At 66.7% G+C, this 24,032-nt stretch carries 22 protein-coding genes; 17 read left to right on the top strand and 5 right to left on the bottom strand.

All coding sequences use genetic code 11. The features are described from left to right. The first annotated feature begins 94 nt into the window (after positions 1 to 94). From ACQKLX_RS14350 to ACQKLX_RS14340, 3 genes are all read left to right on the top strand, one after another. Positions 95 to 1,111: a polyprenyl synthetase family protein gene (locus tag ACQKLX_RS14350; protein WP_427362242.1), complete on the top strand. Its 1,017-nt coding sequence runs from the start codon at positions 95 to 97 to the stop codon at positions 1,109 to 1,111. A gap of 72 nt (positions 1,112 to 1,183) precedes the next feature. Next, positions 1,184 to 1,453 (top strand): type II toxin-antitoxin system ParD family antitoxin, encoded by a 270-nt coding sequence (locus ACQKLX_RS14345; RefSeq protein ID WP_427362241.1) that lies wholly within the window; start codon positions 1,184 to 1,186, stop codon positions 1,451 to 1,453. Further along, on the top strand, positions 1,450 to 1,734 hold the full coding sequence (locus ACQKLX_RS14340; RefSeq protein WP_427362240.1) for a type II toxin-antitoxin system RelE/ParE family toxin: 285 nt from the start codon (positions 1,450 to 1,452) through the stop codon (positions 1,732 to 1,734). The genes ACQKLX_RS14345 and ACQKLX_RS14340 overlap by 4 nt, the downstream gene beginning before the upstream one ends. A gap of 15 nt (positions 1,735 to 1,749) precedes the next feature. Here ACQKLX_RS14340 and ACQKLX_RS14335 read toward each other — a convergent pair whose 3' ends face one another. The 3 genes from ACQKLX_RS14335 to ACQKLX_RS14325 form a co-directional block, all read right to left on the bottom strand. Beyond that, the gene (locus tag ACQKLX_RS14335; RefSeq protein ID WP_427362239.1) at positions 1,750 to 2,634 is read right to left on the bottom strand and encodes a 4-(cytidine 5'-diphospho)-2-C-methyl-D-erythritol kinase; all 885 of its coding nucleotides are present in this window, start codon (positions 2,632 to 2,634) and stop codon (positions 1,750 to 1,752) included. Positions 2,635 to 2,637: 3 nt separating this feature from the next. Further along, positions 2,638 to 4,398, bottom strand: coding sequence for a tetratricopeptide repeat protein (locus ACQKLX_RS14330; protein WP_427362238.1), 1,761 nt, complete (start codon positions 4,396 to 4,398; stop codon positions 2,638 to 2,640). A 462-nt stretch (positions 4,399 to 4,860) separates the two neighbouring features. Further along, complete coding sequence (locus ACQKLX_RS14325) at positions 4,861 to 6,540, bottom strand: electron transfer flavoprotein-ubiquinone oxidoreductase (protein WP_427362237.1); 1,680 nt, start codon at positions 6,538 to 6,540, stop codon at positions 4,861 to 4,863. A 174-nt stretch (positions 6,541 to 6,714) separates the two neighbouring features. Between ACQKLX_RS14325 and ACQKLX_RS14320 the strand changes: the two genes are divergently transcribed. The 4 genes from ACQKLX_RS14320 to ypfJ all read left to right on the top strand — a co-directional run bounded on the left by ACQKLX_RS14320 (position 6,715) and on the right by ypfJ (position 11,067). Continuing rightward, complete coding sequence (locus tag ACQKLX_RS14320) at positions 6,715 to 7,515, top strand: uracil-DNA glycosylase (RefSeq protein ID WP_427362236.1); 801 nt, start codon at positions 6,715 to 6,717, stop codon at positions 7,513 to 7,515. Positions 7,516 to 7,656: 141 nt separating this feature from the next. Further along, positions 7,657 to 9,087, top strand: a complete 1,431-nt coding sequence (locus ACQKLX_RS14315; RefSeq protein WP_427362235.1) for a cytochrome ubiquinol oxidase subunit I — start codon at positions 7,657 to 7,659, stop codon at positions 9,085 to 9,087. Positions 9,088 to 9,098: 11 nt separating this feature from the next. Beyond that, on the top strand, positions 9,099 to 10,103 hold the full coding sequence (cydB, locus tag ACQKLX_RS14310; RefSeq protein ID WP_427362234.1) for a cytochrome d ubiquinol oxidase subunit II: 1,005 nt from the start codon (positions 9,099 to 9,101) through the stop codon (positions 10,101 to 10,103). 73 nt (positions 10,104 to 10,176) lie between these two features. Beyond that, positions 10,177 to 11,067: a KPN_02809 family neutral zinc metallopeptidase gene (gene ypfJ / locus ACQKLX_RS14305; protein WP_427362233.1), complete on the top strand. Its 891-nt coding sequence runs from the start codon at positions 10,177 to 10,179 to the stop codon at positions 11,065 to 11,067. A gap of 3 nt (positions 11,068 to 11,070) precedes the next feature. On the opposite strand, the gene ACQKLX_RS14300 is transcribed toward ypfJ, so the two are convergent. Next, positions 11,071 to 11,559, bottom strand: coding sequence for a hypothetical protein (locus ACQKLX_RS14300; protein WP_427362232.1), 489 nt, complete (start codon positions 11,557 to 11,559; stop codon positions 11,071 to 11,073). Between the two features lie 116 nt (positions 11,560 to 11,675). On the opposite strand from ACQKLX_RS14300, the gene ACQKLX_RS14295 reads away from it, so the two are divergent. The 3 genes from ACQKLX_RS14295 (at position 11,676) to ACQKLX_RS14285 (ending at position 15,230) form a co-directional block, all read left to right on the top strand. After that, positions 11,676 to 12,863: a PA0069 family radical SAM protein gene (locus tag ACQKLX_RS14295; RefSeq protein WP_427362231.1), complete on the top strand. Its 1,188-nt coding sequence runs from the start codon at positions 11,676 to 11,678 to the stop codon at positions 12,861 to 12,863. Positions 12,864 to 13,098: 235 nt separating this feature from the next. Continuing rightward, the gene (locus tag ACQKLX_RS14290; RefSeq protein ID WP_427362230.1) at positions 13,099 to 13,710 is read left to right on the top strand and encodes a ribonuclease HII; all 612 of its coding nucleotides are present in this window, start codon (positions 13,099 to 13,101) and stop codon (positions 13,708 to 13,710) included. A 314-nt stretch (positions 13,711 to 14,024) separates the two neighbouring features. Further along, positions 14,025 to 15,230, top strand: a complete 1,206-nt coding sequence (locus tag ACQKLX_RS14285) for a site-specific DNA-methyltransferase (protein WP_427362345.1) — start codon at positions 14,025 to 14,027, stop codon at positions 15,228 to 15,230. Here ACQKLX_RS14285 and mutY read toward each other — a convergent pair. Beyond that, a complete protein-coding gene (gene mutY / locus ACQKLX_RS14280) occupies positions 15,227 to 16,297 on the bottom strand; it encodes an A/G-specific adenine glycosylase (protein WP_427362229.1) in 1,071 nt (356 codons plus the stop codon). The genes ACQKLX_RS14285 and mutY overlap by 4 nt on opposite strands. A 118-nt stretch (positions 16,298 to 16,415) precedes the next feature. On the opposite strand from mutY, the gene ACQKLX_RS14275 reads away from it, so the two are divergent. The 7 genes from ACQKLX_RS14275 (at position 16,416) to ACQKLX_RS14245 (ending at position 23,975) form a co-directional block, all read left to right on the top strand. Continuing rightward, positions 16,416 to 17,108 carry a DUF4336 domain-containing protein gene (locus ACQKLX_RS14275; RefSeq protein ID WP_427362344.1) on the top strand — a complete coding sequence of 231 codons (693 nt, stop codon included), beginning with the start codon at positions 16,416 to 16,418 and terminating at the stop codon, positions 17,106 to 17,108. Between the two features lie 25 nt (positions 17,109 to 17,133). After that, positions 17,134 to 17,691, top strand: coding sequence for a GNAT family N-acetyltransferase (locus tag ACQKLX_RS14270; protein ID WP_427362228.1), 558 nt, complete (start codon positions 17,134 to 17,136; stop codon positions 17,689 to 17,691). A gap of 40 nt (positions 17,692 to 17,731) precedes the next feature. Beyond that, complete coding sequence (locus tag ACQKLX_RS14265) at positions 17,732 to 18,202, top strand: DUF721 domain-containing protein (protein WP_427362227.1); 471 nt, start codon at positions 17,732 to 17,734, stop codon at positions 18,200 to 18,202. A 184-nt stretch (positions 18,203 to 18,386) separates the two neighbouring features. After that, positions 18,387 to 19,007: a DsbA family protein gene (locus ACQKLX_RS14260; protein WP_427362226.1), complete on the top strand. Its 621-nt coding sequence runs from the start codon at positions 18,387 to 18,389 to the stop codon at positions 19,005 to 19,007. Between the two features lie 27 nt (positions 19,008 to 19,034). After that, positions 19,035 to 22,490, top strand: coding sequence for a chromosome segregation protein SMC (gene smc / locus ACQKLX_RS14255; protein WP_427362225.1), 3,456 nt, complete (start codon positions 19,035 to 19,037; stop codon positions 22,488 to 22,490). A gap of 315 nt (positions 22,491 to 22,805) precedes the next feature. Beyond that, complete coding sequence (locus ACQKLX_RS14250; RefSeq protein WP_427362224.1) at positions 22,806 to 23,180, top strand: AtpZ/AtpI family protein; 375 nt, start codon at positions 22,806 to 22,808, stop codon at positions 23,178 to 23,180. Between the two features lie 48 nt (positions 23,181 to 23,228). After that, the gene (locus ACQKLX_RS14245; protein WP_427362223.1) at positions 23,229 to 23,975 is read left to right on the top strand and encodes a F0F1 ATP synthase subunit A; all 747 of its coding nucleotides are present in this window, start codon (positions 23,229 to 23,231) and stop codon (positions 23,973 to 23,975) included. The last annotated feature ends 57 nt before the right edge of the window (positions 23,976 to 24,032 follow it).

Below are 24,032 nucleotides of genomic sequence, written 5' to 3'. Positions count from 1 at the left end.
CGTCGCGGCAGGATTGCCGGGGCTGGCCACGCATGCGAGCTTTGTGGCAAGGGCATAGCGCGCGGATGCGCGAGAACAGGGCCGGAGTTTGCGCGTGGGCGTCGTCGTAGCTTTCGAAGACAAGGATACCGGCCAGGGCGGGATCGACCCGCTGGTCGGATTGACGCGCGCCGACATGGAGCGCGTCAACGCGATGATCCTGTCGCGCACCGGGTCCGAGGTCACGATGATCCCGGAGGTCGCGAACCATCTGATCTCCTCCGGCGGCAAACGCCTGCGGCCGATGCTGACACTGGCGACGGCAGCGCTGTGCGGCTATCGCGGCGAAGGCCACGTCAAGCTCGCGGCCAGCGTCGAGTTCATGCATACGGCGACGCTGCTGCACGACGACGTCGTCGACGAGAGCGACATGCGCCGTGGCAAGGCCGCGGCCCGCATGCTCTGGGGCAATGAGGCGAGCGTGCTGGTCGGCGACTTCCTGCTCGGCCAGGCCTTCAAGATGATGGTCGAGGTCGGCTCGCTGCGCGCGCTCGACATCCTCTCGACGGCAGCGGCTGTCATCGCCGAGGGCGAGGTGATGCAGCTCGCCGCCGCCAAGAACACCGAGACCACCGAGGATGAGTACCTCGCCGTGATCCGCGGCAAGACCGCCGAGCTGTTCGCCGCCGCCTGCGAGGTCGGGCCGGTGATCACCGGCTCATCCAAGGGCGAGGCGGCCGCCTGCCGCAGCTACGGGCTCAATCTCGGCATCGCCTTCCAGCTCGTCGACGACGCGCTCGACTATGGCGGTTCCTCGGGCCAGCTCGGCAAGAATGTCGGCGACGACTTCCGCGAGGGCAAGATCACGCTGCCTGTGGTGCTGTCCTTCCGCCGTGGCAATGAGGAAGAGCGCGCCTTCTGGCGCCGCACTCTGCAGCAGGGCGAAGTCCGCGATGGCGATCTCGAAGAGGCGCAGGCCCTGATGCGCAGGCATGAGGCGCTGGCCGACACGATCGAACGCGCCCGCCACTATGCCAAGATGGCGAAGGATGCGCTCGGCCTGTTCCCGTCATCGCCGATGAAGCAGGCTCTCAACGACGCCGTCGACTTCTGCGTCGCGCGGGCGCACTGAGGCGCCTTAGCTCTGCCAACGCTTGTGCATGGTGGTAAGGCTTACTACCATCATGTCGTCGGAGGGCATGCCATGTCGCAAGTCGAGAAGGTCAGCATCGCGGTCACGCCGGAAATGGCGGCTATGCTGCGTCGCGCTGTCGCCAGCGGCGACTACGCCTCGTCGAGCGAGGTGGTGCGCGAAGCGCTGCGAGACTGGAAGGAACGCCGGGCGCTCCGCAACGAGGCCGTCGCAGAGCTGCGTAGGCTCTGGGACGAGGGGCTTGCCAGCGGTGAGCCCGTGAAAAGCGAAGATGCCTTCGCCCGGATCAAGGCCAAGATCGACGCTGCGGCGACCCGATGAGCTTTCGGCTTCTCCCCCAAGCCGAATCCGATATCGCCGAGATCTCCGTTTACATCGCTTATGACAGCAAGGCCGCAGCCCATCGGTGGGCGGAGATGATCTTTATTCAATGCGAACGGCTTGCGGACATGCCGGAGATTGGTGTTGCGAGGGATGAAATCCGGCTAGGCCTGCGGATGATGCCAGCGGGCAATTATGTCATTCTCTATCGGAGAGGCAGCGACGGCATCGAGGTCGTGCGCGTGCTGGACAGCCGCCGCAGATGGCAGGACTTGCTCTGATCCGGCTCTGACAGATCACTTCAGCACGGTCGGCTTCCCCCACCAATCCGGCCGGCCATGTGCCAGAAGCTTGGCGGCCGCAGCGCTGGCGCGGCAATCGTCGAAGAGGGCGAAGCAGGTCGCGCCCGAGCCGGACATGCGCGCCAGCCGGCAGCCCGGCAAAGCCGACAGCACTGACAAAACCTCGCTGACGACCGGGGCGACCGCACGAGCCGGCGCTTCGAGGTCGTTGCCGGCGGCAGCAAGGGCGGCGATCAGCGACGCTGAGGTCGCTGGCGATGGGTCGTTCGCCTTGAACGCCTCGACACCACCCGCATGCCCCTGCCCTGCCTGCAGACCCAGCGCGCGGAACACAGGCGCCGTCTCGACCGCGATACCGGGATTGACCAGCAGCGCGAACAGCCGCGGCAAGCGCAAGGGTGGGCCGAGTTGCTCACCGATGCCGCGCATCACGCGGGCACGCGCCTCAAGGCAGACCGGGACGTCGGCGCCGATCCGGCCGGCAGCGGCGAGCAGTGCCGGATGCGAAAGCGGCAGCTTGTTCAGCCGCGCCAGTAGCCGCAAGGCGGCAGCCGCATCGGCCGAGCCGCCGCCGATCCCCGAGGCGACCGGCAGGCGCTTGATGAGATGGAAACGGCCGGAGCGCAGGCCGGCGATCTCCTCGCGCAGGATGCGCTCGGCCTTGAGGACGAGATTGTCGGGACCAGTCGACAGCCCTTCGGCGAAGGGACCGGAGAGCTGGAGACCGCCAGCCTCACCAGGCATCAGACTCAGCTCGTCGCCGACACCGGCGAAGGCGACGAGGCTGTCGAGTTCATGATAGCCGTCGGCCCGGCGGCCGAGGACGCGTAAGGTGAGATTGACCTTGGCCGGGGCGCGGGTCGCCAGCTTGGCAGGCAAGGATCAGCCGCCATCCTTCTTCGGCTCGGCCGCATTGGCCGATGGCGCCGGGTCTTCCAGCCCCTTCTCGATCTTGCGCTGAATCCGGACCAGATCTTCCGGCTCCGGCCCGAGATCGCGAGCATAGTTCCACTGGTAACGAGCCTCGAGATAGCGTCCGGTCTTCCAGTAGACGTCGCCGAGATGGTCGTTGATCACCGGATCGGAGGGACGCAGCTCCATCGCCTTTTCGAGCTCCGTCGATGCCTCGTCATAGCGGCCGAGCCGGTAATGCGCCCAGCCGAGCGAGTCGATGATGTAGCCGTCGCGCGGGCGAAGCTCGACGGCGCGGCGCAGCATGCCGAGCGCCTCTTCGAGCTTGAGGTTCTGGTCGACCAGCGAATAGCCGAGATAGTTGAGCACGAGGGCGCGCTCGCGGCCGAGCGCCTCCGGCATCAGCTCCAGCGCCTTGCGCAGATCGGCCTCAGCCTGCGGCCATTTCTTGATGCGCTCATAGGCGATGCCGCGCGAGTAGAAGAGATCCCAGTTGGAGCGGCTGGCCGTGCCGAGCTTGGCGACCGCCTTGTCATAGGTCGCCGCCGCCTCCTCGAAGCGCTTGCGCGAACGATAAATGTTGCCGAGCGCGGAGATCGCGTCGATATCCTCCGGGCGCGCGGCGATGATCCCCTCAAGATACTTGACCGCCTCGTCGGTCTTGCCGAGCTGTTCGAGGCCGAGGCCGATCTGGATGTCGGCGACCGGCCGCAGCGGCGAGTTCTCCGGCATGCGCCGATAGACCTGGACCGCATCCTCGGTCTGCTTGGCGCGCTCCAGGATGTCGGCCAGAGTCAGCACGGCGAGGTCATGGCCGGGGTCCAGGTAGACCGCGAAGCGCAGGTAAAGGAGCGCGGTCGCCTCGTCCCCTTGCAGGATTCCGGCGCTGGCGAGGCCGTAGAGCACTTCGGCCGCACCCTGCTGGGTGTTGCCGACGATGCGCTGCAGCGGCTCCTTGCTGCTGATCTTGGCGATGGCGTCGCGCACCACCGGGTGGTTCGGGCGCACGCGCTGCTCGAAATCGTTCAGCGTCGCCAGAGCCGCCTCGCTGTCGCCGGCGCGTGCCTGCTGGCGGGCCCAGAGATCGACCAGGCGCAGATTGGTCTTCTCGGCGTCATAGGCCGCCTTGAGCCGGCGATTCGCGTCGTTGCGGCGGCCGGCGATGTCGAGGATCAGCCCGGCATGGAAATCACGGAAACGATCGAAGGTCGCTTCGCCCTTGAGACGCTCCAGCGTGTCGAGCGCACGATTGGTCTCGCCGGAGCCGGAATAAGCCCAGGCAGCGAGCAGGGTCGCGGTGATGTCGGCAGAGCGGCCACGGCCACCGCGCTGCAACTGGCTGCGAGCGGCACCATAATTCTTCTGCTTCAACGCCCGCACACCGAGGGCGAGCTGGGCGAGGCCGTTGGTGGCGTCGCGCTGGATCAGCTTCTCGGCGGCACGGAAAGTCTCGCTCATCGCGCCGTCGGCGAGGAAGGCGACGAAGCCGCGCTCGAGCAATTCGCTGTTCTGGGGATCGTTCCTGATCGCCTCGCGCAGATAGATCGAGGCTGCGCCGAGATCACGCGCAGAGCCGGCCACGACCGCGGCCAGATAGTTGCCTTCGAGACTCTCGGCCGGCTCGAACTTCTCGACCGGGCGCGCCTGCGCGAGCGCCGGCATGCCGACATGCAAACCTGCGACAAATGCCAGCGCCAAAGCGGCGCTACGGCCGTTGATCTGAAACGTCACGTTCGACTTTCTCCCTCGGTCCGCCCCGGCCGCCGGGGACTGGTCCGTGGACGGGACCGTGACCTGAACGATTAGGTCTTCAACATGGCCGTTTCCGGGCCTGCCGACAAGTGCACCGCGGCCACTGTGCGTCAGCGTCACGCTGACGTGAAAAGCGCCATCGACTGCCTGGAACAGCAGTCGAAACATTAGCTTTCCGCAAAGCAAATCGGCATAGAATTTGGCCGTCGCGGATATTCGCGACGATTCGTTTAGGACACTTCAAATGAAGAAGGTCTCGCTCGCGCTCGCTGCGGTCCTGACTCTCGCCGGCATCGCCGGTGGCTGCGCCACCAAGGAGCCGGAGAAGCCCGCTCCGATCGTCCGCAAGGGCTGATTCGTCGCCTGATCCGGCACCAAGACAAAGGCCGCGCCGGACAGACCGGCGCGGCCTTTATTATTCAGCGTTGCTACCGAACACTGTCACATGTTCGAATAATTCGGGCCACCCGCGCCCTCCGGCACCGTCCAGGTGATGTTCTGGGCGGGGTCCTTGATGTCGCAGGTCTTGCAGTGCACGCAGTTCTGCGCGTTGATCACGAAGCGCGGCAGCGACTGCTTCTCCGGGTCCGCATAGACCACCTCGTAGACGCCCGCGGGACAATAGAGCCGCGCCGGCTCGCCATAGATCGGCAGGTTCTGCAGCACCGGCACGTTCGGGTCGGTCAGCTTCAGATGCGCCGGCTGGTCCTCCTCGTGATTCGTCGCCGAGAGGAAGACCGAGGAGAGCTTGTCGAAGGAAATCTTGCCGTCGGGCTTGGGGTAGACGATCGGCGTGACCATGCCTATCGGCTTCAGCGTGGCGTAGTCGGGCTTGCCGTGCTTCAGCGTGCCGAAGGGCGACCAGCCGAAGAGCTGGTTCAGCCACATGTCGATGCCGCCGAGCATGACGCCGCCGATCGTGCCGAGCTTCGACCAGAGCGGCTTGACGTTGCGCACCGGCTTGAGGTCGCGCCCGATCTCGGAGGAGCGCCAGCTCTCCTCGATCCCGTCGACCACGTCATGGGACCTGCCCGCCGCCAGCGCCGGCACGAGATGCTCGGCCGCCAGCATGCCCGACAGGATGGCGTTGTGGCTGCCCTTGATGCGCGGCACGTTGACGAAGCCGGCCGAGCAGCCGATCAGCGCCCCGCCCGGGAAGGTCAGCTTCGGCACCGACTGCCAGCCGCCTTCGGTGATGGCGCGCGAGCCATAGGAGAGGCGCTTGGCGCCCTCGAAGACGTCGCGGATCATCGGGTGCGTCTTGAAGCGCTGGAATTCGTCGAAGGGCGAGAGTGTCGGGTTCGTGTAGTTGAGATGGACGACGAAGCCGACCGAGACCAGGTTGTCGTCGAAATGATAGAGGAAGGAGCCGCCGCCGGTGCCCATATCGAGCGGCCAGCCGAAGGAGTGCTGGACCAGCCCCTTCTTGAACTTCTCCGGCTTGACCTGCCAGATTTCCTTGAGGCCGATGCCGTATTTCTGCGGCTCGCGGCCTTCATCCAGGGCAAAGCGCTTGATCGCGATCTTCGAGAGCGAGCCGCGGGCGCCCTCACCGAGCAGGGTGTAGCGGCCGCGCAGTTCCATGCCCCGGGTGAAACGGTCCGAGACGGTGCCGTCCTTGGCGATGCCCATGTCGCCGGTGGCGATACCGGCGACCGAGCCATTCTCGTTGTAGAGCAGTTCGGCAGCGGCGAAGCCGGGATAGATCTCGACGCCGAGCGCCTCGGCCTGCGCCGCGAGATATTTTGCGACAAGGCCGAGCGAACCGACGAAATTGCCGTGATTGTTCATCAGCTTCGGCATGGCGAAATTGGGCAGTCGCGCCCCGCCGGCCGGACCGAGGAAGTAGAAGACGTCCTCGCTCACCTGTGTATGCAGCGGACGGGCCTCGTCCTCACGCCAGTCGGGAAGCAACTTGTCGAGGCCGATCGGATCGATCACGGCGCCGGAGAGGATATGCGCGCCGACCTCGGAGCCCTTCTCGACCACAACGACCGAGATGCTCTCGTCGAGCTGCTTCAGCCGGATCGCGGCGGCAAGCCCGGCAGGACCGGCACCGACGATGACGACGTCATAGTCCATGCTCTCGCGCGGCGTGCTCTGCGCTTCCTTCAGATCCATGCTGCCCTCCACCCGCGCGTTTTCGTCGTTAGATAGTTTATATATGAACTATCTTGGTCAACCCGCCAAGCGCTGCCGCCGGATTGATTGGAATTCCTCTATCCGGGGCTCCCGCTCATTTTGCAACAGCGAACGGGCTCGCTTCGTTCCCTGCGCCGCTGTATTCTGCCGTCCATGTCCCTCGATGCCGTCTCCGCAGCCGAACTGATCGCGTGGTACGCCGAAATGGGCGTCACCGAGGCGCTCGACGAGACACCGCACGACCATTTCGCAGCTGCAGTAGAGCCGGCGCGACAGCCTGTCGCACGCCCACTGACCGCGGCCCAGCAACCGGCAAGGCGCCCCGCCGCCGCGGCTGCCGCCACCCCGCCCGACGAGGCGGCGCTGTCGGCAAGGGCACTGGCGCGCGAAGCGGCAACGCTGGAAGAACTCAAAGCCGCCATGGCTGGTTTCGAGGGTTGTCCACTCAAGGCGACGGCCAAGAACCTCGTCTTCGCCGACGGCAATCCGGCCGGAAAGGTGATGGTCGTCGGCGAGGCGCCGGGCGCCGACGAGGACCGCGCCGGCCTGCCCTTCGTCGGACGTTCCGGGCAACTGCTGGACCGGATGCTCGGCGCGATCGGCCTCAGCCGGCAGGAGCATGTCTACATCGCCAACACCGTGCCCTGGCGGCCGCCCGGCAACCGCACGCCGACGCCGCAGGAGGTTGCGATCTGCCTGCCCTTCATCCAGCGCCAGATCGAACTGGTCGACCCCGACATCCTGGTCTGCATCGGCGCCCCCTCGGCGCAGGCGCTGCTCGGCGTCACCGGCATCCTGGCCTCGCGCGGGCGCTGGATGGAATACGACACCGGCAGGCGGATGATCCGGGCTATCGCGACTCTGCACCCGGCCTATCTCCTGCGCCAGCCCTTGCAGAAGCGCCTCGCCTGGCGCGACCTGCGGGCTCTCAAGGCCGCCCTCGACGCGCTTTGACGCAGCGGCGCGATGCCACTGCGTCACTGCCGACGGCTGCCCCGTTGCATCGGCTTGATTATTCCGAAGTGCAAAGTAGACGCTGCAACCAGCAGGGTCTTTCGGCCATGACGCTCGTGGCCGGCATGCCGGAGCGATGCGATGGAAATCGACGCCTTTCTGCTGTCACGCATCCAGTTCGCCTTCACGATCTCCTTCCACATCGTCTCCCCGGCGTTCACGATCGGGCTTTCGGCCTATATCGCGACGCTGCTCGGGCTGTGGCTGAAGACCGGTGACCAGAAATTCCATCTGCTCGCGCGCTTCTGGACCAAGATCTTCGCCGTCTCCTTCGCCATGGGCGTGGTGTCCGGGATCGTGCTGTCCTACCAGATCGGCACCAATTGGAGCCGCTTCTCGGCGGTGACCGGCAATGTCGTCGGCCCGCTGATCGGCTATGAGGTCCTCAGCGCCTTCTTCCTGGAGGCCTCCTTCCTCGGCGTGCTGCTGTTCGGCTGGAAGCGGGTGCCGCCCTGGCTGCACTTCCTCTCGGCGGTGATCGTCGCCGGCGGCACGGCCCTGTCCGGCTTCTGGATCCTCTCCGCCAATAGCTGGATGCAGTACCCGGCCGGGCACGAGGTCCGCGATGGCATCGTCTACCCGGTCGACTGGATGAAGATCGTCTTCAGCCCGACCTTCCCGCTGCGCTACGCGCACATGATGACGGCGGCCTATCTCACCACCGCCTTCGTGGTGCTGGCGACCGGCGCGCGCCATCTGCTCGCCGGGCACCGCACGGAATCGGCCAGGACGATGGTGCGCATGGCGATCCTGATGATCGCGCTGACTGCACCGCTGCAGGCTGTCATCGGCGACTTCCACGGCAAGCAGACCGCGATCTACCAGCCGGCCAAGCTCGCCGCGATCGAGGCGCACTGGGATTCGTCGAAGCCCGGCGCGCTCGTCCTGTTCGCCTGGCCCGACGAGAAGGCCGAGATCAACCGCTTCGAGATTTCGATCCCCGGCGTTGCCAGCCTGCTCACCCATGGCAGCATGGACGCGCTGTTCCCGAGCCTGAAGGACTTCGCCGTCCAGGACCGTCCGCCCGTGCTTATCCCCTTCTTCGGCTTCAGGCTGATGGTCGGGCTCGGCACGCTGATGATCATCTTCGGCTGGGTCGGCGCCTGGCTCTGGTGGCGCGGCCGCATCTTCGAGTCGCGGCGCTGGCTCTGGATCGCCCAGTACACCTGGCCGGCCGGCTTCGTCGCCATCCTCGCCGGCTGGTTCGTCACCGAGGTCGGGCGCCAGCCCTGGCTCGCCACCGGCATCCTGCGCTCCAAGGATGCGGTCTCGCCGATCACCACCGCCGAGGTCGCGATCTCGCTGGCGCTGTTCATCTTCGTCTACTGCGTCGTCTTCGCCGCAGGCATCGCGCTGATCAACCGCCTGGTCGCCAAGGGGCCGGACGAGATCAGTCCCGAAGACCCGCCTGAACAGCCGTCGAAGCGGCCGCTCAAGGCGGTGCAGGCGCCGGCCTCCGCCATTTTCGGCGACGGCCGTCCCGGCGACGACAAGATCCAGCCGGCGAGCTGAGGAGAGCCCAAATGGAATGGTACCTCCCCGTGATCTGGGCCGGGCTGATCGGCACCGCGGTGATCCTCTATGTCGTGCTGGATGGGTTCGATCTCGGCATCGCCATCCTGTTCCCGACGACCGGGGACGAAAGCGAGCGCGACCAGATGATGAACTCGGTCGCGCCGTTCTGGGACGGTAACGAGACCTGGCTGGTGCTCGGCGGCGCCGGCCTGCTGGTCGCCTTCCCGGTCGCCTACGCCGTGATCATGCCGGCGCTGTATCTGCCGGTGACGCTGATGCTGCTGTCGCTGATCTTCCGTGGCGTCGCCTTCGAGTTCCGCTGGGTCGCGAAGCCGAAGCATCGCATCTGGGACCTGGCCTTCTGGCTCGGCTCGACCTGTGCGGCCTTTTCGCAGGGCGTCATCCTCAGCGGGCTGCTGCAGGGCATCAAGGTCGTCGACAAGCAGTTCGCCGGCGGCCCCTTCGACTGGCTGACACCGTTCACGCTGATGTGCGGCGCCGGCGTCGTCATCGGCTATGCCACCCTCGGGGCCACCTGGCTGGTCTACAAGACCGAAGGGCCGGTGGCGGAGCGGGCGCGCCGGCAGGCAAAGATACTGCTTATCGGCCTGCTCGGCTTCGCCGTTCTGGTCTCGCTGTGGACTCCCTATGCGCATCCGCGCATCGCCGAGCGCTGGTTCACTCCGTCGAACCTGATGCTGCTCTGGCCGTTCCCGCTGCTGACAGCCTTCTGCGGCTACATGGCCTGGAAGCGGCTCAACGGCGCGCATGAGTTCACGCCCTTCGCCTTCGCCATCGCGATCTTCGTGCTCTGTTTCCTCGGCCTGGCGATCTCGAACTATCCCTATCTGGTGCCGCCCGGCCTGACGATCTGGGACACCGCAGCGGCGCCGTCCTCGCATATCTTCGTGCTGATGGGAGTGACGTTCCTGCTGCCGATGATCCTGTTCTACACCGCCTTCGTGTACTGGACCTTCCGCGGCAAGGTGAAAGCAGATTCCAGCTATCATTGAGCGAGTGTGCGACGGGGCTTGAGTTCCAGCGTCGCCTCGCGGACATTGTCGGCGCTGCAACAAGGGCTCACGCATGCGTTGGGAAGATTACCGCCAGTCCGAGAACCTCGAGGACCGGCGTGGCGGGGGCGGCGGCGAATATGCCGGCCTTCCCGGCGGGCGCGGCGGCATCGGCATCGGCACCATGGTCGTGCTCGGCCTGCTCGGCTGGGCCCTTGGCATCGATCCGCGCCTTTTGATCGGCGGCGCCGAACTGATCGGCGGCATCGGCGGGCGCAGCGCGCCGACGCAGGAACAGCGCAAATCGGCCGGACCGCCGCAGGATGAGATGGGCCGCTTCGTCTCGGCCGTGCTGGCACAGAACGAGGACATCTGGGGCAAGGTGCTGCCGCAGCAGGCCAACCGCAAATACGTGCCACCGAAGCTGGTGCTGTTCAGCGGCGTCGACCGCTCGGGCTGCGGCACGGCGCAGGCGGCGATGGGGCCGTTCTATTGCCCCAACGACCAGCGGGTCTATCTCGACCTCTCCTTCTTCCAGGAGATGCAGCGCAAGCTCGGCGGCGGCGGCGACTTCGCCTATGCCTATGTCGTCGGCCATGAGGTCGGCCACCACATCCAGAACCTGCTCGGCATCCTGCCCAAGGTGAACGAGCTGCGCCAGCGGGTCTCCGAACGCGAATCGAACCAGCTCTCGGTGCGGACCGAATTGCAGGCCGACTGCTTCGCCGGCGTCTGGGCCTACAACATCCAGGCGATGGACCGCATCCAGCCCGGCGACATCGACGAGGCGCTGCGCTCGGCCTCGGCGATCGGCGACGACAAGCTACAGCAGCAGGGCCGCGGCGTCGTTGTGCCGGATTCCTTCACACACGGCTCGTCTGCGCAGCGCACGCGCTGGTTCAACACCGGCTTCAAATCCGGCAACATGCAGAGCTGCGATACGTTCCGGACCAACCAGCTCTGAGTTTCAGAGCGCAGCGCGCTCGCGGCGGACGGCGAGCCGGTGCGGCGCGCGCGCCAGGCGGCCGGACAGGATCTGGGTCTTCGGCGCCAGCAGCCCCGCCCTGACGCCGCGCGAGCGCAGCGAAACCGCCCCCCATTCGCGCAAGGCCGCGGCCATGCCGCGCAGCGGCATCAACGCCGGACGCGTCGCCGCGGTCAGCAGGTGCCGCTCGATGCTCGGCGTCCATTGCGGCTCCGGCAGATCGCCGGCTTCGAGCAGGATGACCCAGTCGCCACGCGCCTGCGCGACACCGGACGACCAGGCCTCGCCGCTCTTCGCCTTGACGTAGCTGGCGCCGGTTTCGTCGGCGAGGCGGGCGATCGCGGCATCGTCCGCTTCGTCGATCACCACGGCATGGCCAATCACGCCCTTGGCGACCGCAGGAATCAGCACTGACAAGGTCGCGGCAAGCGCCTCGGCGTCACGATTGGCCCGGATGACGGCTGTGATCATGGGGCATCAGCTTATGACGCAGTGCAACATGTCGCAATCCTGTCACTTGCGTTTTGTTCCTGTTATGTTCACATTCCTTGGTCTCGGAGCCACCGATTCCGCCGGGAGACGACACCATGCTGCAGGCCAGACCCTCGGCCAGGACGCAACCGCTCAAGCGCCGCGATGCCGAACCCGGCTCGGTCTCGGCGTCGGTTCGGCTCGCGCCCGTCGACCCGCTCTCCCATATCGGCAGCCAGATCGATCCCGAGCGGCGGCGCGGACGTGGCGCGACGATCAACCCAGGCGGCCGCTACGAGGCGGAGCAGCGCATCAGCGAGGACGATGGCTGGGGTTCGCTCGGCGAATTGCCGCCGTTCAAGACCGAAGTCTCGGTCGAGAAGCCGCGCACCATCATCACCAGGAACGACTCCCCGGATATTTCGTTCGACCGTTCGATCAACCCCTATCGCGGCTGCGAGCATGGCTGCGTCTACTGCTTCGCCCGGCCGAGCCATGCCTATCTCGGCCTGTCGCCCGGGCTCGACTTCGAGAGCAAGCTGACCGCCAAGCCCGATGCGGCGCTGCTGCTGGAGAAGGAGCTGTCCTCGCCGAGCTACCAGCCCCGCACCATCGCGATCGGCACCAATACCGACGCCTACCAGCCGATCGAGAAGAAGCTGCGGATCATGCGCGGGATCCTGGAGGTGCTGGCGAAGTTCAACCATCCGGTCGGCATCGTCACCAAATCGGCGCTGGTCCAGCGCGACATCGACATCCTCGCGCCGATGGCTGCGAAGGGGCTGGTTAAGGTCGCGCTCTCGGTGACGACGCTAGACCCCAAGCTCGCCCGCAACATGGAGCCTCGCGCTGCTTCCCCCGCCAAGCGCATCGAGACGATCCGCAAGCTGTCGGAAGCAGGCATCCCGGTGACCGTGCTGGTCGCGCCGATCGTGCCGGCGATCAACGAGCACGAGATCGAGCGCATCCTGGATGCAGCGAAAGCGGCGGGCGCCCGCGAGGCCGGCTATGTGCTGCTGCGCCTGCCGCTCGAGGTGAAGGACATCGTGCAGGACTGGCTGGTGACGCACCACCCCGACAAGATGCGCCATGTCGTCTCGCTGATCCGCTCGACCCGCGGCGGCAAGGATTACGACGCGGCCTGGGGCCAGCGCCAGGTCGGCTCCGGCCCCTATGCCTGGATGATCGGCCGGCGCTTCGAGATGGCAGCCGAGCGGCTCGGCTTCAACAGCGCGCGGCTGCGGCTGCGCACCGACCTCTTCGTCAAGCCGGAGAAGGAGAAGGCACAGTTGAGCCTGTTTTGAGAATCACCTGTTTCACCCATAGCCCTCATCCTGAGGAGCAGCCGGAGGCTGTGTCTCGAAGGATGCTCCATATGGTTCCTGAGCCTTCTGGAGCATCCTTCGAGACGGCCGCTGCGCGGCCTCCTCAGGATGAGGGCTGTGAATGCGAGAAGGCCGGTGTCGAGGTGCGCAGCGAATTGTGGATGCGACCAAGCGATCCGCAGACCTCCGAGCCCCGATCTGGCATAGCGGGACCATGACCGCCGATTTCAGCCGCGAGCAGGCCGCGATGATTGCCGGGCGCGCCCGCGTCGCCGGCGTGGACGAGGTCGGGCGCGGCCCGCTCGCCGGCCCGGTCGTCGCCGCTGCCGTCATCCTCGATCCCGCGGCGATTCCCGATGGCCTCGCCGATTCGAAGGAACTCAGCGCCCAACGCCGCGAGGAGCTCTGTGCTCTCATTCTCGCCAACGCCCTCGCTGTCAGCGTCGGCAGCGCTTCTGCGACCGAGATCGACAGGATCAACATCCGGCAGGCGACGCTTCTTTCCATGCGACGGGCCGTCGGAGCGCTGCATCTCTCGCCTGATCTCGTCCTGGTCGACGGCAACGACCCGCCGGCGCTGACCTGCGGCTGCGAAGCGATCATCGGCGGCGACGGGCTGATCGCGTCGATCGCCGCGGCCTCGATCGTCGCCAAGGTGATGCGTGACCGGATGATGGCCCGGCTTTCGCTGACCTACCCCGCTTACGGTTTTTCTGGCCATGCCGGCTACGGTACCGCTAAGCACCGCGCCGCCATCAAGGAACACGGCCCCTGCCCTGCGCATCGCTATTCCTTCGCCCCGATCAAAGGTGTCTGGGCGCGATAACGCCCCCGAGCAGGCGTGTCATGCTCGGGCGGAGCGAAGCGCAGACCCGAGAATCTCGTGACGATGGAGCGCAGGTCGGAGCCTCCTCCGGCCTGAGATACACGGGTCGAGCCCGAGCATGACGCTTGCCCCAACGGCAGCCTGACACCGCTTACCCTTCCTTAATCTCTGTTACGAATTTCCAAACATATTCAATGGGCTAGGCAAAATCTGCAGCCCCAGAATGGGACGCATTTTTTTCAAGCTGGAAACCCGACCTTTACCCTGACCGGCCAGGATCGCGAGCGTTGAAGTTGCGTAACGGTCTTGGCGTCATGAGTACCTCGCGTACCGGGACCGCCAGCGCTCCCGTCCGGATTCAGGTTTCGCGTACCGGACGGCCCGCGCTGGGGGCCCGGATGAAGGCCAAGAGCCTTCTTCCCTCTCAGATCCTCCCGCCTCGCGAGCTTCCGCTCGACCAGGTGATCGTGGGAGATTGCGTCGCTGCGATCGAGGCGCTGCCGCCGGGCAGCGTCGACCTCGTCTTCGCCGACCCGCCCTATAATCTCCAGCTCGGCGGCGACCTGCGCCGGCCCGACGACAGTCTCGTCGATGCCGTCGACGACGACTGGGACAAGTTCGCCTCATTCGCCGATTACGACGCCTTCACTCGCGCCTGGCTCTCGGCCTGCCGCCGGGCGCTGAAGCCGGACGGTGCGCTCTGGGTGATCGGCTCCTATCACAACATCTTCCGGGTCGGCTCGATCCTGCAGGATCTCGGCTTCTGGATGCTGAACGACATCGTCTGGCGCAAAGCCAATCCGATGCCGAATTTCCGCGGCCGGCGCTTCACCAATGCACATGAGACGCTGATCTGGGCAGCTCGCGGCGAAGCGTCCAAATACACCTTCCATTACGAGGCGCTGAAGGGCGGCAATGACGACCTGCAGATGCGCTCGGACTGGTATCTGCCGCTCTGCACCGGCGAGGAGCGCCTGAAGGACGAGAAGGGCGCCAAGGTCCACCCGACCCAGAAGCCCGAATCGCTGCTCGCCCGTGTGCTGCTCTCGGCCAGCAATCCCGGCGACGTCGTGCTCGATCCCTTCTTCGGCACCGGCACGACCGGCGCCGTCGCCAAGGCGCTCGGCCGCCATTTCATCGGCATCGAGCGCGAGCAGGTCTACGCCAAGGCGGCGCGCGAGCGCATCGCCGCGGTGCAGCCGCTGCCGCCGGAAGCCTTCGCCACCGCGCCCTCGAAGCGCAGCGAGCCACGCGTGCCCTTCCTCAGCCTGATCGAGGCCGGGCTGGTGAAGGCGGGTGAGCGCGTCTTCGACGAGAAGCGCCGCCACAGCGCGACGATCCGCGCCGACGGCACGCTGGTGCTTGGCCCGGCCGTCGGCTCGATCCATAAGGTCGGTGCGCTGGCACAGGGGCTTCCGGCCTGCAATGGCTGGACCTTCTGGCATGTCGAACGTGACGGAAAAGCGCTGCTGCTCGATGCCTTGCGCGGCGAGATCAGGGCGCAGCTGGCGGCGGCCTAAGGCCGCTGCAGCTCTTCCAATCCGGCCTCCAGCGCCTTCAGGAAGACGTTCGGGAACGCCTCCTCCTTCAGCCGATTGAACGGTGTGAAGCGCATGCCGTCCGGCGCCTGCGTCTCCAGCGGGACGCGCCCGGCGAAGACCGTCAGCTCCAGCGGAAAATGCGTGAAGACATGGCGGACCGGCAGCATAAGCCGGCGCCATCGCGCCGGCACGGGCTGATCGCGCAGGGCACCGGCCAACTCGTAATCCGCTCGCCAATCACTGCCGGGCACCTCGACCATGCCCCCTAACAGTCCCTTGGCCGGCCGGGTCCGCACCAGGACGGCGCCGTCCTCGCGCATCGCGACGAAAGCCGCGCCATAGCGGATCTTGCCGGTCTTCTTGGCCGCCTTGCGCGGAAAGCTTTCCTGCGCGCCGGCGATGCGCGCCTGGCAGGGTTCGCGCCAGGGGCAGAGCCCGCAGGCCGGCGAGCGCGGCGTGCAGATCGTGGCGCCCAAATCCATCAGCGCCTGCGCGAAATCGCCGGGCCGCTCATGCGACAGCAGCGCCAGCACCCGCTCGCGGATCAGCGGTTTGGCGCCGGGCATCTCGTCCTCGATCGCGAAGAGACGGGTGATCACCCGCTCGACATTGCCGTCGACCGCGACCGCCGGCCTGTCGAAGGCGATCGCAGCGATCGCGCCAGACGTGTAGGCGCCGATGCCGGGCAGAGCACGCAAGTTCTCCTCGGTATCGGGAAAGCGGCCGCCATGCTGCTCCGCGACCGCCTTGGCGCAGGCATGGAGATTGCGGGCACGGGAATAGTAGCCAAGCCCCGCCCAGGCCTGCATGACATTCTCGGACGGCGCTGCGGCGAGCGCCGCGACGCTCGGAAACCGCGCCATGAAACGCTCGAAATAGGGCTTCACCGCCGCGATCGTGGTCTGCTGCAGCATGATCTCGGAGACCCAGACGCGGTAGGGGTCCGCCCGCTCGCCCGGCAGCGCCCGCCAGGGCAGAACGCGGCGATGGCGGTCATACCAGGCGAAGAGATCGGTGGCGCGGGGCTGGGGAACGGGAGCGTCCATGATTCCGGGTGTAATGCGTCGGGCGGGACAGGCAAGCTCAGTATGAGCCGTCATATGAATGTCTGCGGCGGGCGGGAGCCTTTCGCAAACCTGATGAGGCGAAGCGGTTGTGATGGCGATGCTGGAAGAGTTCGGTCCCGAAATCTGGATCGCGAGCGGGCCGCAGGTGACGGCTGCACTCGGGTTCAATTACCCGACGCGCATGGCCGTGATCCGTCTCGCCGATGGCGAGCTGTTCGTCTGGTCGCCGGTCGCGCTGAGCGAGGAACTCCGCGCGGAGCTCTCATCGCTCGGCACGGTCCGCCATCTCGTCGCTCCCAACTCGCTGCATGACCTGTTCATCGCGAGCTGGAAGCAGGCCTATCCCGAAGCCCGCCTCTATGCCGCGCCGAGATTGCAGCAGAAACGCAAGGACCTCGTCTTCGATGCCGAGATCACCGATGAGGCGATCCTGCCCTGGACGAGCGAGATCGCCCACATCGTCATGGCAGGCAATGTGATCACGACGGAGGTCGTCTTCTTTCACGCGAAGAGCGGCACGGTGCTGTTCACCGACCTGTTGCAGCAGTTTCCGCCGCGCTGGTTCGGCGGCTGGCGCGCACTCATCGCGAAATGGGACCTGATGCTCGCCCCGGAACCGTCGGTGCCAAGGAAATTCCGCCTCGCCTTCACCGACAGGCAGGCAGCAAGGGCCGCGACCGAGCGGCTGCTATCATGGCCTGCCGAGAAGGTTCTGATGGCGCACGGAACGCCGGTGCGAAGCGATGGTCGTGCGTTCCTGAAGCGGGCGTTTCGCTGGCTGACCCGCTGAGCGATTGCGGATAATCCTGTCGATCATGGCCGACCTTATCCCGAATCTCGAAACTCAGAGATTGCTGCTCAAGCCGCTGGCGCTCGACGACGCGCCGGCGATCCAGACGATCTTTCCGCAATGGGAGATCGTGCGCTTCCTCGCCAGCCACGTCCCCTGGCCCTATCCGCCCGATGGCGCCGAGAGCTTCCTGCGCGATGTCGCCCTGCCCGGCATGGCCGCAGGTACGGAATGGCATTGGAGTCTGCGCCCAAAGACGGAGCCGGGACAGCTGATCGGCGTCATCAGCTTGCTGGTGGGAGAGAAGAACAATCGCGGCTTCTGGATCGCGCCCGAATGGCGTGGCCAGGGCCTGATGAGCGAGGCGGTCGTCGCCGTTACCGACTTCTGGTTCGAGGCGCTTGGCCACGATCTGCTGCGAGCGCCGAAAGCGGTGGAGAACATCGCGTCACGCCGCATATCGCAGAGCAGCGGCATGCGCATGGTCGGCGTCGAGACCCACAGCTTCGTCTCCGGCGAGCATCCGGCGGAAATCTGGGAGATCACCGCGGCGGAATGGCGCGCCCACAGAGCGGCCGGCTGATCCGCTTGCCGCCGGATGGCTCCCGTCGCAAAATGATCTCATGCCCGCAAAACCTCTCGCCGAACTGATCGACGACTGCCTCGCGCCTGCGCTCGCGGCGCAGGGTTTCGCGGGGCGCTCTGTCGTCGCCTTCTGGCCGGAGATCGTCGGCGAACGCCTGGCGGAGCGCTGCCGGCCGCTCAAGATCGACTGGCCGCGGCGGCGCGGCGCGCCGGGCGAGCTCTCGGAGCCGGCGACGCTGGTGGTGCGTGTCGAAGGCGCCTTCGCCCTGGAGATGCAGCAGCTCGGCCCGCTGGTGCTGGAGCGGGTCAACAGCCATCTCGGCTGGCGCGCGGTCGGCAAGCTCGTTTTGAAGCAGGGACCGGTCGCGCCGCCCCCGGCGCCGAAACCGGCACCGCCGCCTGACCCGGCTGTATTGGCGCGGATCGAGGCGCAGGTCGCAGGCGTAGAGAGCCCCGAGCTACGCGAGGCGCTGGCGCGGCTCGGGCGCGGCATCGCGCAACGGCGCTAGCATCCTGCTTCTGATTCTGAAATTCGCCATCGGCCCATATCAAGTGCGGAGCGAACTTCGAAATCACGACACTAGGTCGCGGGCGACGACACGGCTTCGTGAGCGGGAACCGGCGAACCGATCTTGCCACAATCCTGATGGCGACTATGGTCCGCGCAACCAGTTCGCCATCAGGGATCATCTCATGACCAGCCGCCGCCAGGTGTTGATCGGCTCCGCCGCCTTGGCCCTCTCGCCGCTTCTCGCCAGCCAGGGCGCCTCGGCCCAGACGCTTCCCGGTGTCGCCAATCCGCTCGGCGACGTCTGGCTCGGCAACGCCGACGCCAAGGTCTCGATCGTCGAATACGCCTCGCTGACCTGCAGCCACTGCGCCACGTTCCACAAGGACACCTGGCCGGCGCTGAAGGCGAAGTACATCGACACCGGCAAGGTGCGCTTCGCGCTGCGCGAGTTCCCGCTGGATCCGCTCGCCACGGCCGGCTTCATGCTGGCCCGCTGCAACGGCAACGACAAATATTACCCGCTCACCGACCTGCTGTTCGCGCAGCAGCGCAACTGGGCCTTCACCGAAAAGCCGGTCGATGCGCTCTCGAACATGGTCAAGCAGGCCGGTTTCACACAGGAATCTTTTGAAGCCTGCCTGAAACGTCAGGACATTTACGACGCTGTCACGCAGGTTAAGGAAGGTGGGTCCAAGGCTGGCGTGGACTCCACCCCGACCTTCTTCATCAACGGGCAGAAGCGCTCCGGTGCACTCAGCCTCGCCGAATTCGACAAGATCCTCGAGCCGCTGCTCGGCAGCTGAGCGGCGTGATAGCCTGATGGCGCGTCGATGCATCTGACGCGCCTCAAGCTCGCCGGCTTCAAGACCTTCGTCGAGCCGACCGAGTTCCAGATCGAGCCGGGCCTGACCGGCGTCGTCGGCCCCAATGGCTGCGGCAAGTCCAATCTCGTCGAAGCCCTGCGCTGGGTGATGGGCGAAAGCTCGTTCAAGAACATGCGCGGCTCGGGGATGGACGACGTCATCTTCGGCGGCTCGTCGGAGCGCCCGGCCCGCAACATGGCCGAAGTCGCGCTCACCCTCGACAACAGCGACCGCAAGGCGCCCGCCGCCTTCAACGACGCCGAGGTGCTGGAAGTCACGCGCCGGATCGAGCGCGAGGAAGGCTCGACCTACCGGATCAACGGCAAGGAGGTGCGGGCTCGCGACGTGCAGCTCCTCTTCGCCGATGCCGCGACCGGCGCGCGCTCGCCGGCGCTGGTGCGCCAGGGCCAGATCAGCGAGATCATCTCGGCCAAGCCGCAATCGCGCCGGCGCATCCTCGAGGACGCCGCCGGCATCGCCGGCCTGCACAGCCGCCGGCATGAGGCGGAACTGCGGCTCAAGGGCGCCGAGGACAATCTCAACCGGCTGGAAGACGTGCTCGCCGAGATCGACGGGCAGGTCGAGGCTTTGCAGCGCCAGGCGCGCCAGGCGACACGCTATCGCAACCTCGCCTCGGACATCCGCAAGGCCGAGGCGGTGCTGGCGCTGATCGCCCATCACGAGGCGAAGACGCAGGAGGCGGTGGCCGAGCGCGCCCTCGAAGCCGCAGTGCGCGAAGTCGCCGACAGGACCGGCGTGCAGGCGGAAGCGGCGCGCCTGCAGGCAATCGCGGCACATGCGCTGCCGGCATTGCGCGAGGGCGAGGCGGCAGCAGCCGCGGCGCTCGTACGTTTGAAGCGCGGTCTCGACGAGATCGAGGCCGAGAACCGGCGCGCCAAGCAGCGCACCGAGGAACTGGCGAAGCGGCTCGCCGAATTGCAGAGCGATCTCGCCCGGCAGGACAGCCTCGGCAAGGATGCGAGCGACAGCCTGTCCAGGCTGACGGCCGAGGATGAGAGCCTGCGACTGGAGGCCGAGGCTGCCGCTGGCGGCAGCAAGGCCGCAGCGACCGAGCTCGCCGAAGCCGAGAAGGCGCTGGCGGCAGCGGAAGCCGAGCATGCGGCGGTGCAGACACGGCTGTCCGAGCTCGCCGCCCGGCGCGGCGCGCTCGAACGGGCTCTGCGCGAGGCCAAAGAGCGCGAAGCCCGTCATGCTGCCGAGCGCGAACGGCTGCAACGCGACCAGGTGGCGCTCGATGCCGACGGCACCGCAGCCTCGCTCGACGGATTGCGCGGCACGGTCGCGGCGGCCGAGACGGCGATGCAAGGCGCGGATACAGCCGCCGGCTCGGCGCGCAGCGCACTCGCCGCTGCCCGCGAGGAAGAGGCGCGCTTGCGCGGTCCGGTCGCGGAAGCCGATCGCAAGGCGCAGCGCCTGGAAACCGAAGTCCGCACCTTGCAGAAGCTGCTCGCCCCGGCGGCAGGCGGGCGCTGGCCAGCCGTGCTGGAGGCAATCGCCGCAGCCAAGGGCTATGAGACGGCACTCGGCGCAGCGCTCGGTGACGATCTCGATGCTTCCGCTGACACGGCGGCGCCTGCGCATTGGTCCGAGAGCGGTGGCAGCGAGAACGACCCTGCTCTCCCGGACGGTGTCGAACCCCTCTCCAAACATGTACGCGGCCCAGCGGCGCTCGCCCGGCGGCTGCGCCAGATCGGCGTCGTCGCGCGGGCGGATGGTGCGGGCTTGCGACCGAAGCTTCTGCCGGGCCAGCGGCTGGTCTCGCGCGAAGGCGACATCTGGCGCTGGGACGGTTTCACCAGCGCGGCAGAGGCGCCCTCGCCCGCCGCCCGCCGGCTCGCCGAGAAGAACCGGCTCGGCGATCTCGAACGCGAGGCGCAGGAAGCCCGCGAGGCGTCCGAGGCGGCGCGCGACGGTCTCGACGTAGCGAGCGAGCGCACCAAGGCTGCCGCCCAGGCCGAGACGAAGGCGCTGGAGGCAGCCCGTGAAGCCAGGCGCAATCTCGACCAGGCGCGCGAACGGCTGGCACAGGCCGAGCGCAAGGCTGGCGAGACGGCGGCCCGCCGCTCGGCCCTGACCGAGGCGATCGGCCGGCTCGGCCAGAACATCGCCGATGCGCAGGCGCAGGGCGGGGCGGCGAATCAGGATTTAGAGGGCCTCGCCCCGGCGCCCGAACTGGAAAGCGCCCTGCTCGCGGCCCGGGCGGAGCTGGGCGAACGGCGCGCCGCCGCCTCGGAAGCGCGGGCGCGTGTGCAGACGCAGGGGCGCGAGGCCGAATTGCGCAGCCGCCGGCGCGAGGCGATCGCAGGGGATCTGCGCGCCTGGCGCGAGCGCGCTGCGACAAGCGAGCAGAGCGCGGCCGATACGCGCCGGCGAATCGAGACGACCGCGGCCGAGCACAACGCCTTGCTGGAAGCGCCCGACACCTTCCTGGTCGAGCGCCGCCGCCTCCTGGCCGAGATCGAGACGGCCGAAGGCGCACGCCGCGAGGCAGCCGACAAGCTAGCCGCCGGCGAAGTCGCGCAGGCCGAGGCCGACCGGCAGGCGCGCACGGCACTGGAGGCGCTGTCGGCAACCCGCGAGGCTCGCGCGAGCACCGAAGCCCGGCTGGAAGCAGCGCGCCAGCGGCTCACCGATGTCGTGCGCCAGATCGTCGACGGGCTGGAGACCGAAGTCGCCGGCCTGCATCAGCTGGCCGGGCTGAAAGTTGGCGATACGCCGCCGGATGCCGAGGATGTCGAGCGCCGCTTGGGCGGACTCAAGGCCGAGCGCGAGCGGCTGGGTGCAGTCAACCTGCGCGCCGACGATGAACTGACCGAAGTCCAAGGCAAGCGCAGTGGCCTCGCGACCGAGCGCGACGACCTCACCGAGGCGATCAGGCGCCTGCGCCAGGCGATCGGCGCGCTGAACCGTGAAGGCCGGGAGCGGCTTCTTGCCGCATTCGAGATCGTCAACGGCCATTTCCAGCATCTGTTCGGAGTCTTGTTCGGCGGCGGCACGGCCGATCTGACGCTGGTCGATTCGGAAGATCCGCTTGAAGCCGGGCTCGAAATCATCGCGCGCCCCCCGGGCAAAAAGCCGCAGGTGATGACGCTGCTCTCCGGCGGCGAGCAGGCACTGACCGCGACCGCGCTGATCTTCGCGGTGTTCCTGACCAACCCCTCGCCGATCTGCGTTCTCGACGAGGTCGATGCGCCGCTCGATGACGCCAATGTCGAGCGCTATTGCGACCTGCTCGAGGAGATGGCGCGCAACACCTCGACGCGCTTCATCCTGATCACCCACAACCCGATCACCATGGCACGCATGGACCGGCTTTTCGGCGTCACCATGGCCGAGCGCGGCGTCAGCCAGATGGTCTCGGTCGACCTCGCCACCGCCGAGCGCATTCGCGAGGCGGTCTGACATAATTGCCGCGACGCACAAGATTCGTCTCGAGCTCCCCTCCGCACTCTAAAATCATTTTATTTTTCAAGGCATTAATAGCTCCTCACTCAGCTTGACACCATATGACCCCGTCAATATGGTGCGCCCGATTTTTCCGGGCGGCGGGGCTTTTTCATCGCGCGGAACGATCGGCAATCCGATGAGCGCCCGCCACGACGATCCGGTTCCGGATCGGCCGATCAGGCAGCGTAAATCAGCGACAATTCCGGTATTGTCCGGTTCCCGAGGGAACCGAGCACGGAGGGGTCGTGTCATGACGACGGTTGAACGGCGATGACGGGCCAGGACGATAAGGGTTCGAGCCCGGGGCGGCCTGCGGATGGGGATGCGAGCCTGGAGAGCCGGCTCAAATCCCTCGATGCGGGCCTGAAGCGTGCGACCAACCAGACGGAAGCCGAAATCCGGCGCGAGAGCACATCTTCCGATTCCAGCGGAATCGGGCAGGCGATGCGGCTTTCCACGGAATTCGTTGCCGGCATCATCGTCGGCGGCGGGCTCGGCTGGGCCGTCGACAAGTGGCTCGGGACGGCCCCGTTCGGGATGATCGTCCTGCTGATGCTCGGTTTCGGCGCTGGCGTGATGAACGTCGTGCGCGCAGCGGGCTTGATGAAATCGCGCACTGACGATAAGTCGGGCGCGCAGAATTGAGGCACGACCCCGAAAGGGGCCGTCTTATGGCAGGAACAAGGGCGACAGATGGCTGGTCCGATCGAACAATTCGAGATCAAACCGATCGTGTCTCTTGGCAAGATCGGCGGAAGCGAAATCGCTTTCACCAATTCAGCCCTGTTCATGGTCGCCGCCGTCGCCATCATCGTGCTGCTCTTCGTCTACGGCACACGCAACCGCTCGCTGGTTCCGGGCAGGCTGCAATCCCTGGCGGAGATGGGCTACGAATTCGTAGCCAACACAGTGAAAGACTCGGCCGGCCATGACGGCATGAAATTCATGCCGCTGGTGTTCTCGCTCTTCATGTTCGTGCTGGTCTGCAACATGCTCGGCATGATCCCGGGCTCGTTCACCGTCACCAGCCACCTGATCGTCACTGCCGCGCTCGCCGCGCTCGTGATCCTCACCGTCATCATCTATGGCATCGCCAAGCATGGCGCCCATTTCTTCGGCCTGTTCGTGCCAAAGGGCGTGCATCCGCTGATGCTGATCATCCTGGTGCCGATCGAGGTGATCTCCTTCGTCTCGCGCCCGATCAGCCTGTCGGTCCGTCTCTTCGCCAACATGCTGGCCGGCCACATCGCGCTGAAGATCTTCGCCGGCTTCGTGGCGACGCTGCTCTTCGCCGGCGGCTGGGCCATTCTCTCGCCGCTGCCGCTCGTGCTGACCATCGCGCTGATCGCGCTGGAGTTCCTGGTCGCCGGACTGCAGGCCTATGTCTTCGCCGTGCTGACCTGCATCTACCTGCACGACGCCCTGCATCCGGGTCACTGAGCGGCCCTGATCTTAAAGTTCACCCCTCGACTGTCACAACTATCCCCCTAAGGAGCA

Origin of the sequence: Allobosea sp. NPDC003192 (genome assembly GCF_050275675.1) — a bacterium.
In the GTDB taxonomy this organism is placed as follows: domain Bacteria; phylum Pseudomonadota; class Alphaproteobacteria; order Rhizobiales; family Beijerinckiaceae; genus Allobosea.
Note: the sequence above shows the minus strand (reverse complement) of the source record. Positions and strands in the feature narration are given on the sequence as shown.

Coding starts and splice junctions, on each gene's coding strand:
- ACQKLX_RS14345 (WP_427362241.1), top strand. CDS start 1,184: ATGTCGCAAGTCGAGAAGGTCAGCATCGCGGTCACGCCGGAAATGGCG.
- ACQKLX_RS14340 (WP_427362240.1), top strand. CDS start 1,450: ATGAGCTTTCGGCTTCTCCCCCAAGCCGAATCCGATATCGCCGAGATC.
- ACQKLX_RS14325 (WP_427362237.1), bottom strand. CDS start 6,540: ATGGATCTGAAGGAAGCGCAGAGCACGCCGCGCGAGAGCATGGACTAT.
- ACQKLX_RS14320 (WP_427362236.1), top strand. CDS start 6,715: ATGTCCCTCGATGCCGTCTCCGCAGCCGAACTGATCGCGTGGTACGCC.
- ACQKLX_RS14315 (WP_427362235.1), top strand. CDS start 7,657: ATGGAAATCGACGCCTTTCTGCTGTCACGCATCCAGTTCGCCTTCACG.
- cydB (WP_427362234.1), top strand. CDS start 9,099: ATGGAATGGTACCTCCCCGTGATCTGGGCCGGGCTGATCGGCACCGCG.
- ypfJ (WP_427362233.1), top strand. CDS start 10,177: ATGCGTTGGGAAGATTACCGCCAGTCCGAGAACCTCGAGGACCGGCGT.
- ACQKLX_RS14300 (WP_427362232.1), bottom strand. CDS start 11,559: ATGATCACAGCCGTCATCCGGGCCAATCGTGACGCCGAGGCGCTTGCC.
- ACQKLX_RS14295 (WP_427362231.1), top strand. CDS start 11,676: ATGCTGCAGGCCAGACCCTCGGCCAGGACGCAACCGCTCAAGCGCCGC.
- ACQKLX_RS14290 (WP_427362230.1), top strand. CDS start 13,099: ATGACCGCCGATTTCAGCCGCGAGCAGGCCGCGATGATTGCCGGGCGC.
- ACQKLX_RS14285 (WP_427362345.1), top strand. CDS start 14,025: ATGAGTACCTCGCGTACCGGGACCGCCAGCGCTCCCGTCCGGATTCAG.
- mutY (WP_427362229.1), bottom strand. CDS start 16,297: ATGGACGCTCCCGTTCCCCAGCCCCGCGCCACCGATCTCTTCGCCTGG.
- ACQKLX_RS14275 (WP_427362344.1), top strand. CDS start 16,416: ATGCTGGAAGAGTTCGGTCCCGAAATCTGGATCGCGAGCGGGCCGCAG.
- ACQKLX_RS14270 (WP_427362228.1), top strand. CDS start 17,134: ATGGCCGACCTTATCCCGAATCTCGAAACTCAGAGATTGCTGCTCAAG.
- ACQKLX_RS14265 (WP_427362227.1), top strand. CDS start 17,732: ATGCCCGCAAAACCTCTCGCCGAACTGATCGACGACTGCCTCGCGCCT.
- ACQKLX_RS14260 (WP_427362226.1), top strand. CDS start 18,387: ATGACCAGCCGCCGCCAGGTGTTGATCGGCTCCGCCGCCTTGGCCCTC.
- smc (WP_427362225.1), top strand. CDS start 19,035: ATGCATCTGACGCGCCTCAAGCTCGCCGGCTTCAAGACCTTCGTCGAG.
- ACQKLX_RS14250 (WP_427362224.1), top strand. CDS start 22,806: ATGACGGGCCAGGACGATAAGGGTTCGAGCCCGGGGCGGCCTGCGGAT.
- ACQKLX_RS14245 (WP_427362223.1), top strand. CDS start 23,229: ATGGCTGGTCCGATCGAACAATTCGAGATCAAACCGATCGTGTCTCTT.